General features: G+C 62.2%; 10 protein-coding genes. All 10 read left to right on the forward strand.

What is annotated here, in order from left to right; genetic code table 11:
* Positions 1–96 precede the first annotated feature (96 nt).
* The 10 genes from HP499_RS16435 (at position 97) to HP499_RS16480 (ending at position 8777) form a co-directional block, all read left to right on the forward strand.
* Positions 97–987, forward strand: coding sequence for an amidohydrolase family protein (locus HP499_RS16435; RefSeq protein WP_172325293.1), 891 nt, complete (start codon positions 97–99; stop codon positions 985–987).
* A gap of 1 nt (position 988) precedes the next feature.
* Positions 989–2221 (forward strand): acyl-CoA dehydrogenase family protein, encoded by a 1233-nt coding sequence (locus HP499_RS16440; RefSeq protein WP_172325294.1) that lies wholly within the window; start codon positions 989–991, stop codon positions 2219–2221.
* 31 nt (positions 2222–2252) lie between these two features.
* Positions 2253–2708 carry a MaoC family dehydratase gene (locus HP499_RS16445; protein ID WP_172325295.1) on the forward strand — a complete coding sequence of 152 codons (456 nt, stop codon included), beginning with the start codon at positions 2253–2255 and terminating at the stop codon, positions 2706–2708.
* 32 nt (positions 2709–2740) lie between these two features.
* Entirely contained in the window at positions 2741–4066 is a 1326-nt protein-coding gene (locus HP499_RS16450) for an MFS transporter (protein WP_172325296.1), read from the forward strand.
* A 12-nt stretch (positions 4067–4078) separates the two neighbouring features.
* Entirely contained in the window at positions 4079–5629 is a 1551-nt protein-coding gene (menE, locus tag HP499_RS16455; RefSeq protein WP_172325297.1) for an o-succinylbenzoate--CoA ligase, read from the forward strand.
* Complete coding sequence (locus HP499_RS16460; RefSeq protein ID WP_172325298.1) at positions 5626–6096, forward strand: DUF3237 domain-containing protein; 471 nt, start codon at positions 5626–5628, stop codon at positions 6094–6096. The genes menE and HP499_RS16460 overlap by 4 nt, the downstream gene beginning before the upstream one ends.
* A gap of 168 nt (positions 6097–6264) precedes the next feature.
* On the forward strand, positions 6265–6759 hold the full coding sequence (locus HP499_RS16465; RefSeq protein WP_172325299.1) for a DUF805 domain-containing protein: 495 nt from the start codon (positions 6265–6267) through the stop codon (positions 6757–6759).
* A 104-nt stretch (positions 6760–6863) separates the two neighbouring features.
* Entirely contained in the window at positions 6864–8081 is a 1218-nt protein-coding gene (lhgO, locus tag HP499_RS16470) for an L-2-hydroxyglutarate oxidase (RefSeq protein WP_172325300.1), read from the forward strand.
* A gap of 64 nt (positions 8082–8145) precedes the next feature.
* Positions 8146–8349, forward strand: a complete 204-nt coding sequence (locus HP499_RS16475; RefSeq protein ID WP_172325301.1) for a hypothetical protein — start codon at positions 8146–8148, stop codon at positions 8347–8349.
* A 125-nt stretch (positions 8350–8474) separates the two neighbouring features.
* Positions 8475–8777 (forward strand): DUF4193 domain-containing protein, encoded by a 303-nt coding sequence (locus tag HP499_RS16480; RefSeq protein ID WP_026542556.1) that lies wholly within the window; start codon positions 8475–8477, stop codon positions 8775–8777.
* Positions 8778–8877: the final 100 nt, after the last annotated feature.

Here is an 8877-nt window from a genome sequence, read left to right on the forward strand (position 1 = left end):
GAGTTTCGGCGAGGAATTCCTGCCGCTGCCTGCGGAACTCCAGCCCGAGCCGGTGGCTGTACCTGCCAAGGCTGTGCCGGTTCAGGCGCGCTGATCATGGCTGAGCGTTACGAATTGGGCATCGACGTTTCGGGGCTCGATGCGATCGACATGCACGTCCACCTGGAAGTGGACAGTTGCGGGCACGGGTCCCTGCCGGAGGCGTTGACGGAGGCCTCGGCGAAGTACTTCAAGTCCGAGGACCGGACACCGTCGCTGGACCGGATCGCTGAGCTCTACCGCGAACTGAACATGGCCGCCGTCGTCTTTACCGTCGATGCCCGAACGCAGCTCAAGCACGAGCCGAACAGCATCCCGGAGCTCATGGCCGGAGCTGCGCGGAACAACGATGTGCTGATTCCGTTCGGCAGTGTTGACCCGCGGAGAGGCGAAGACGCGATCGCCGGGGCAAAACACCAAGCCGTTGAGCTCGGTGCCCGCGGGTTTAAGTTCCATCCCTCACTGCAGGGTTTTGACCCGTCCAACGAGACGTTCTACCCACTTTGGGAGGCCCTGCAGGAGTTGGGCCTGCCGTGTATCTTCCACACTGGCCAGAACGGCATGGGCGCCGGCCTTCCGGGCGGGTACGGGATCAAGTTGGCGTACTCCAACCCGTTGCTGCTCGATGCTGTGGCAGCGGATTTCCCGGGGTTGCAGATCATTATGGCCCACCCCTCGGTGCCGTGGCAGGACGAGGCGAACTCGATCGCGACGCACAAGTCCAACGTGTTCATTGATTTGTCCGGTTGGTCGCCGAAGTATGTCCCGGAATCGCTGGTGAAGGCCTCGAATTCAGTGCTGCAGGACAAGGTGCTGTTCGGCACGGACTTCCCGCTGATCACGCCGCAGAAATGGTTGGGTGCTTTCGCTGACCTGCCGTTGAAGGACGAGGTTCGCCCGAAGATCCTCAAGGACAACGCCGTCCGCCTTCTCGGGCTCGGGGGCTGAAATGACCACCACAACCACTGCACCAGGGACGGATCAGCGGCTGTATACCGTGGCGGACTGGTACGACGCTGAAGCGTTGCTCAGCACCGAGGAACGTCAGGTGTTGGGCCGGTTGCGGAGTTTCCTGACCACCGAGGCGAAGCCGTTGCTGGCCGAGTACTGGGAACGCGGCGAATTTCCGGAGCAACTGGCCCGGCCGTTGATCGACCTGGACCTCATGGAACCGGCTGATCTCACTGTCGATGCCCCGGCGCGGGGGATCTTCCACGGCTTCCGGATTTTCGAACTCGCCCGCACTGACGCGTCCCTGGCTACCTGGTACACCGCGCAGGCCGGGTTGTTCCGGACCGCTATCCGGGTTGGTGCTTCCGAGGAACAGCAGAAGGAGTGGATGCCCCGGGTCATCGACTTCTCCCTCAAAGGTGTCTTCTCCCTGACCGAACCGGAGCACGGCTCGGACATCGCCGGCGGCCTCGCCACCACAGCGCGCTACCAACCCGGCGCCGGGACAGACTCCGACGGCGGAACCTGGGTCCTGGACGGCGCCAAGCGGTGGATCGGGGGAGCCTCCACTGCGGATGTGCTGTGTGTGTTCGCCCGGGACGTTGCGGACGCGCAGGTCAAAGCGTTCCTCGTGGACCGAACCGCCGCCGGGGTGTCCCTCGAGAAAATCCACGGCAAGACCTCGCTGCGGATGATGCAGAACGCCCACATCACCCTGGACAATGTCCGGGTTCCCGACGCCATGCGCCTGCACAACGTGAACTCCTTCAAGGACGTCGCCGCGATGCTGCGGGCGATGCGCTCCGACGTTGCCTGGATCGCCACCGGAATCCAAGCCGGCGCATTCGAAGCGGCGCTGGCGTATGTGAAGGAGCGCCAGCAGTTCGGTCGGCCCTTGGGTTCGTTCCAATTGGTCCAGGAGAAACTGGCCCGGATGCTTTGCAACATCACCGCGAGTTTGTCGCTGGTGGTGCGGTTGACCGAACAGCAGGGCTGGGGGATCTACCGGGACCAGGACTCGGCCCTGGCCAAAATGCAGACGTCCCTGATGATGCGCCAAACCGTTGCCCTGGCCCGGGAAGTGGTGGGCGGTAACGGCATCACGCTCGCGGCCGACGTCGCGCGTTTCCACGCCGACGCCGAAGCCGTCTACTCCTATGAAGGCACCCACGAGATCAACGCCCTCATCATCGGACGCGCCCTCACCGGCGCCGGGGCTTTCACCAACTAATCCCTTTCAAACAACTACTCAGGAGGCAAAGATGCCTAATCTCGTCGTCGATTTCGACACCCTGCTCACCATGTCCGGCAAGGACCTCGGCACCACCGATTACCGCGAAATCACCCAGCAGCAGATCAACCTGTTCGCCGACGCCACGGATGACCAGCAGTGGATCCACACCGACCCCGAACGTGCCAAGGACGGTCCCTTCGGCGCTCCGATCGCACACGGCTTCCTCACCCTGTCCCTGATCATCCCGTTCTGGGGTGAACTGTTCGACGTCGCCGGGGTCACCACCAAGGTCAACTACGGCCTGGACAAAGTCCGCTTCACCTCCCCAGTGAAGGTCGGCTCCAAAGTCCGTATGAACGGCAGCATCGCCGAGGTCACCGAAGTCAAAGGCGGCGCCCAAATCAAGGTCAACGCCACCATCGAAATCGAAGGCCAGGAACGCCCCGCCGTCGTCGCGGAATTCCTCGCCCGTTTCTACAAGTAAAAATCCTTTCCCTCCTCTCCCAAGGAACAGCCATGTCAGGACACACTGCGCTCGCCCAGCCGAGCACGGCCGCCAAGCGTAAAGAGGCGCGTACGGTCATCATGTCCAGTTATCTGGGCAGCACCATCGAGTTCTACGACTTCCTGCTCTACGCAACGGCCGCAGCGGTTGCGTTCCCCAAAGTGTTTTTTGCAGGCACGGACGAGTGGGTCGGCGTCGTCGCCGCGTATGCCACGTTCGCTGCCGGCTATGTAGCGCGTCCCCTGGGCGGCATCATCTTCGGGCACTTCGGCGACAGAATCGGCCGTAAGGGCATGCTGATTGTCTCCATGGCGATGATGGGTATCGCCTCAACTTTGATCGGCCTCATTCCCGGAGCCAACGTCATTGGTCCTTGGGGTGCCGTGATCCTGGTGATCCTGCGTGTCTGCCAGGGAATCGCCGTCGGAGGTGAATGGGGCGGCGCTGCCCTCATGGCCTTGGAGCATTCGGATCCCAAGCGCCGCGGTTTTGCCGCCTCATTTGTCAATGCCGGTGCCCCAACAGGAGCAGTGCTAGGCACGGTTGTCATGGGCATCTTCTCTGCCCTTCCCCAAGATGCGTTCCTGGCCTGGGGCTGGCGTGTGCCGTTCCTGCTGTCCTTTGTGTTGCTCATTGTGGGCATGTTCGTGAGGTTGCGGGTTTCGGAGAGCCCGATCTTCGCCGAAGCCGTTGCCAAGGAAAGCGCCCAGGGCACCAAACGCAAGATCCCCCTGCTTGAAGTACTGAAGCGTCCCAAAGCACTGATCATGATCATGTTTGCCGGTGCTGCCGGCTTCGGCCTCCAGGTAGTGCTGCCCACGTTCTCCGTCACTTATGCAGTTTCCAAGGGTGCGCCGCAGCAGGGTGTGCTCTACGCATTCGCCGGAGCCTCGGCCATCTCCATCCTGTTCGTCCTGCTGGGAGGCCGGCTCTCCGACCGCTTCGGCAGGCGTCCGGTCATGGTCACGGGCCTGGGGCTTTTCATCCTGTACCTGTTCCCGATGTTCGGGATGCTCAGCTCCGGCAACGTCGCCTTGGTCTTCCTGGCTTTCACCGTGGCGCTGATCCTCCACTCCTCCCTTTATGGACCCCTCGCCGCGTTTGTGTCGGAACAGTTCGGAACCACCAACCGCTACACCGGCGCAGCGGTGGGCTACCAGTTGGCCACCCTGATCGGTGCTGGCTTCACCCCCGGGATCGTCGCCGGCCTCTACAAGGACGCGGGCCAGAGCATCGTCCCCGTGGTGGTGTTCCTGTCAGTGATGTCGCTGGTTTCGATTGTCTTCATACTGCTGACGCGGGAGTCTAAGAACAACGACCTCTCAACGGTCAGTTAGGAGCATCGCACCATGGACAACAACGGAGTTGGAACCTGGCTGCACAGGCGCCGGATCAAGTCCGGCACCGCAACGGCCCTCATTTCCGGCGAACAAACCCTGAGCTACGCAACGCTCGCCGATCGGACCGACCGCCTGGCCAACGCCCTCAAGGACAGGGGAGTGGCCAAGGGAGACCGCGTGGCCTATCTCGGTGAGAACCACCCGTCCTTCGTGGAAACCTTCTTCGCCTGCGGGCTCGTGGGTGCCATCTTCGTCCCGCTCAACACCCGGCTCGCCGCCCCGGAGCTGCAGTTCCAACTGCAGGACTCCGGCGCGCGGCTCCTGGTCAGCGCCGAAGCCCTGGACGTTGTGGCCTCCGAGTCAGTGACGGACACCGTGGTAACCCACCGTCTTGTGGTGGCGCCCGAGCACGACACTGACGGATTCGCGCCGAAGCTGCCGTCCGGCGTCGAGCACTATGGGGAGGTGATGGCGGCCGCGTCCGCAACGCCGCTCGAGGAGACCGTCACCCTGGACGACGCCGCCATGATCCTCTACACCTCAGGTACCACCGGCAAGCCGAAGGGAGCGCTCCTGACCCACGGCAACATCACCTGGAACTGCATCAACACGGTGGTGGACATGGACTTGAACCGTAACGACGTGGCGCTCATGATCTCGCCGCTGTTCCACGTGGCGTCCCTGGATATGGGGCTGCTGCCCATGCTGCTCAAGGGTGCCACGGTGGTCCTTGAAGCAAAGTTCGACGCCGGCCGGGTACTGGAGCTGGTGGGGCGGCACAACGTCACCACCCTCAATGGCGTCCCCACCACCTTCCAGATGCTCTGCGACCACCCCGGATGGTCGACGGCGGACCTTACGTCCCTGGACAAGCTCACCTGCGGCGGGTCGGCCGTTCCACAGCGGGTGCTGGACGCGTACGAAGCCCGCGGCATTGGTTTCACCAGCTGTTATGGCATGACCGAAACTGCGCCCGGAGCCACCATGCTGCCGGTATCGCGGTCCAAGGAGAAAGCCGGCTCGGCCGGGCTGCCGCACTTTTTCACCGATGTGCGGATAGCCGATCCGATGGGCGGAATGGTTACCGTTGGGGAGGTGGGGGAGATCCAAATCTCCGGACCCAACGTGATCAAGGAGTACTGGAACCGGCCGGAAGCCACCATGGAGAGCTATTCCGATTCCTCCTGGTTCCGCTCGGGGGACATGGGCTACCGCGACGATGAGGGCTTCTTGTTTGTGTCCGACCGCATCAAGGACATGATCATTTCCGGCGGTGAGAACATCTACCCCGCAGAGGTGGAGGCAGCCATCGCTGAGCTGCCCGCAGTGGGAAGTGTGGCGGTCATCGGTGTTGAGGACCAGAAATGGGGCGAAGTTCCCCGGGCCATCGTCACGTTGCGGGAGGGCTCGTCCCTGACGGAAGATCAATTGCGCTCGCATTTGGAGGGACGATTGGCCCGGTACAAGATCCCCAAGTCCGTGGTGTTTGTTGAGGAGATGCCGCGAACCGCCAGCGGGAAGATCCGGAAGATGGACCTTCGGAAGCAGTACGCGCTGTGACCGGCTTGCCCGAAGCCCCTGCGTTGACGTTCCTGGCCACCCTCAATGTCAAAGTGGGCCCGGCGCTCGATATCGGGATGACCCCGGAAGGGCAACGGCGGGTCATCCCCATTGTGGGAGGAACCGTGTCCGGACCACGCCTTCAAGGAAAGGTGCTGCCGGCGGGGGCCGATTACCAGGTCCAACGCGACGCCGGACTGACCGAGCTGGACGCCAGGTACGTTGTGGAACTTGAGGATGGAGCCATGGTCTACGTCCACAACCAGGCGCTTCGTTCAGGAGCGGCGGAGGACCTGAACAGGCTCAATAGCGGTGAGGACGTAGACCCGGCATTGATCTATTTCCGCTGCACCCCACGGTTTTCCACCGCCGCTCCGGCGCTGGCCTGGCTGAACAGGGTAGTCACTCTCGGAACCGGGCGCCGAAGGCCTGGCTCGGTGGAAATCGATGTCTTTACTGTCGGGTAGCTAAAGATCCGAGAGGCGGCTACCGGCCGACATAATCCGTTACCAAGCTAAATCCGGGTTAATTTCCTCCATCGAACTGCCTAATTCGCCTCCGGGGCATTACGATAAGCACGACTCACTCTGAGCAAGACGCATCATCAACTCACACCTAACCCGGGGGATATACCAATGAGCACTTACCCGCAACAACCGCAGCAGACCCAGCCCTACGCCGCACAGACCGGCGAGCCGCCGCTGTGGGCACCCTACTACGGCGCTCCCATCGGTGCCGCCGTCAAGCGTTTCTTCAAGAAGTACACCGCGTTCAGCGGCCGTGCCAGCCGTAGCGAATACTGGTGGGTGGCACTGGTTCTGGGTGTAGTGGGCTTCGTCCTGCAGATCCTCACCCTGGTACTTGGCAGCGCCGGGGCCACCGTTTCCGCAAACGGGACGGCCACTCCAGGTCCGGGCTCCGTTGTAGGCCTTATTCTGGCGTTCGTCTTTTACCTGGCGATCCTCATCCCGTCCATCGCACTGCTGGTTCGTCGTCTCCACGACGGCAACTTCAGCGGTTGGCTCGTCCTGATCGGCCTTATTCCGGGCCTGGGCGGCATTGCGCTCTTCATCTTCGCTCTCCTGCCGTCAAACCCGGCCGGCCAGCGTTTTGATCAGCCGACTGCCTAGTCAGCCACGCACCACGTTCCATCAGAAAAAGGGCGGCACCACGTGTGCCGCCCTTTTTCGTATGCTGTGACTGATACGGACCCACCCCAATGACGAGGAGTGCCATGCCCAAGCCTTCGCGCACCAGGACCATCAAGCGTTGTGCCGTGGTGGGTGGGGGGATCATCGGTGTTGCTGTGGCCAGGGAGCTCGCCAACACGCTCGACGACGTCCACGTCACCGTATACGAGAAAGAAGACCGGCTCGCGGCACACCAGACCGGGCATAACTCGGGTGTGGTCCACGCAGGCCTCTACTACGAGCCAGGCGGACTGAAGGCACGGCTCTGCCGCAGGGGAGTGGAGCTGCTCCAGGAATTCTGCGCCACCAAGAACCTTCCCTATGAGGCCTGCGGCAAGTTGGTCATCGCCCAGACCCCGGAGGAATCCAAGCGCCTGGACGCCATCTTCGCCAGGGCCAAAGCCAACGGGGTCCCCGGCGTGCGGATGCTGGACGGTCGCCGGATCCGCGAGGTGGAGCCGAACGCCGTCGGACTTTCCGCCTTGCACTCGCCGGAAACGGCGATCGTTGACTACACGGCCATCACCAACGCGCTCGCCGACGACGTCCGGAGCTCCGGCGGGACCATCCGGCTGGGGCAGGAAGTGGTGTCCTTGGAGCAGCAGGCCAAGGGGGTGGTGGTCACCACCAAGGGCGGCGGGGAACACTATGACCTGGTGGTGGCGTGCGCGGGTCTCCAATCGGACCGCTTGGCCGAGGTGACCGGCGAGCCCGCAACTCCGAAGATCGTGCCGTTCTTTGGGCAGTACTACCTGCTGGGCAAGGAAGCCCGCGATCACGTGCGGGGTCTCATTTATCCTGTCCCCGACCCCAGGCATCCATTTCTTGGTGTCCACCTGACCAAACGCATCGACGGCGAAATGATGCTTGGCCCGAATGCCTTTATCTCGTTCGGGCGGGAGTCCTACGCCTGGAATGAGATCAATGTGCGAGACGTCGCCAATTACGCGCTCTTTCCTGGTTTCTGGAATTTTGCCCGACAGAACGTGCCATCGGCTGTGCGCGAATTCCAGACCGTAGTGAGCCGGAAAAAATTCATCCGGGAAGCAGTGCGCTTTGTTCCGGCCTTGGAAGGGGCAAGCATCCTGCCCGGCACTCGTGGCGTGCGGGCCCAGGCCATGAACGGCGACGGATCCTTGGTGGATGATTTTGTGATTTCACGACGCCGGGACACGGTTTTGGTGCGCAACGCGCCATCGCCGGGGGCTACGTCGTCCATGGCCATCGCGGAATACATCGTGGAGCAGGCGCTGCAGGACTGAGGAGTTAACACGCCCGTGACGCGGCAGAAACCGCCCCCACATCAGGGCTGGATACGGTTGCCGCATGATCGCTTCTCTGGCCTCGCTGGCAACCCGCATCGGCACCACCTTGGGGGCCTGGATCGAGGCCGCCTATATCCAGGATTGCCCTGAAGCTGAATCCGGGGACGAGCACCGCCTGGCGTGGCTGCCAGCCCTCAGCGGCGTGACGGTAGCCAGCGCGCAGGCCATTCACTCCCATGCTGTGAAGGTGCCTTCCAAGCCCTAGGTAATGCTGCCGAAGCTGCACAATGTTGCGTTGGGCACACTATTCGTTGATCGCGGGTACTATGCCCTAAACTGCTTCACTGGGTGCCGGAAGAGGCACTATGCAGCAACGAAAGCGACCCCTCAATGGCTACTGATTACGACGCCCCTCGCAAGACCGAAGAAGAGTCTCCCGCTGAATCTCTTGAGGCACTTCAGGCATCACGTGGCAACGCTGCACAGACTGCAGTCATCGACGTCGAAGAAAATGATACTGCTGAAGGAATCGACCTTCCCGGTGCCGATCTTTCCGGTGAAGAACTGACCGTCATTGTTGTCCCGGAGCAGTCGGATGAATTCACCTGTGGTTCCTGTTTCCTGGTCCGCCACCGCTCCCAGATTGCCTTGGAAAAGAACGGCCTCAAGTTCTGCAAGGACTGCGAAGGCTAGGTCACGCCAAGGTCTCGTTATCTTCGGTTACGAACAAGTGCGCGAAGACCCTGAATACTGTCCGCCTCACCGCGAAAATGCGGCTTTGACGGCCCTCCCG

The sequence above is a fragment of the Paenarthrobacter sp. CM16 genome, from assembly GCF_013179505.1.
Classification (GTDB): domain Bacteria; phylum Actinomycetota; class Actinomycetes; order Actinomycetales; family Micrococcaceae; genus Arthrobacter.

Bases quoted from the DNA above. Each gene is read 5' to 3' on its own strand.
- HP499_RS16465 (WP_172325299.1), top strand. From the start codon at position 6,265: ATGAGCACTTACCCGCAACAACCGCAGCAGACCCAGCCCTACGCCGCA.
- HP499_RS16475 (WP_172325301.1), top strand. From the start codon at position 8,146: ATGATCGCTTCTCTGGCCTCGCTGGCAACCCGCATCGGCACCACCTTG.
- HP499_RS16445 (WP_172325295.1), top strand. From the start codon at position 2,253: ATGCCTAATCTCGTCGTCGATTTCGACACCCTGCTCACCATGTCCGGC.
- menE (WP_172325297.1), top strand. From the start codon at position 4,079: ATGGACAACAACGGAGTTGGAACCTGGCTGCACAGGCGCCGGATCAAG.
- HP499_RS16450 (WP_172325296.1), top strand. From the start codon at position 2,741: ATGTCAGGACACACTGCGCTCGCCCAGCCGAGCACGGCCGCCAAGCGT.
- HP499_RS16440 (WP_172325294.1), top strand. From the start codon at position 989: ATGACCACCACAACCACTGCACCAGGGACGGATCAGCGGCTGTATACC.
- lhgO (WP_172325300.1), top strand. From the start codon at position 6,864: ATGCCCAAGCCTTCGCGCACCAGGACCATCAAGCGTTGTGCCGTGGTG.
- HP499_RS16435 (WP_172325293.1), top strand. From the start codon at position 97: ATGGCTGAGCGTTACGAATTGGGCATCGACGTTTCGGGGCTCGATGCG.
- HP499_RS16480 (WP_026542556.1), top strand. From the start codon at position 8,475: ATGGCTACTGATTACGACGCCCCTCGCAAGACCGAAGAAGAGTCTCCC.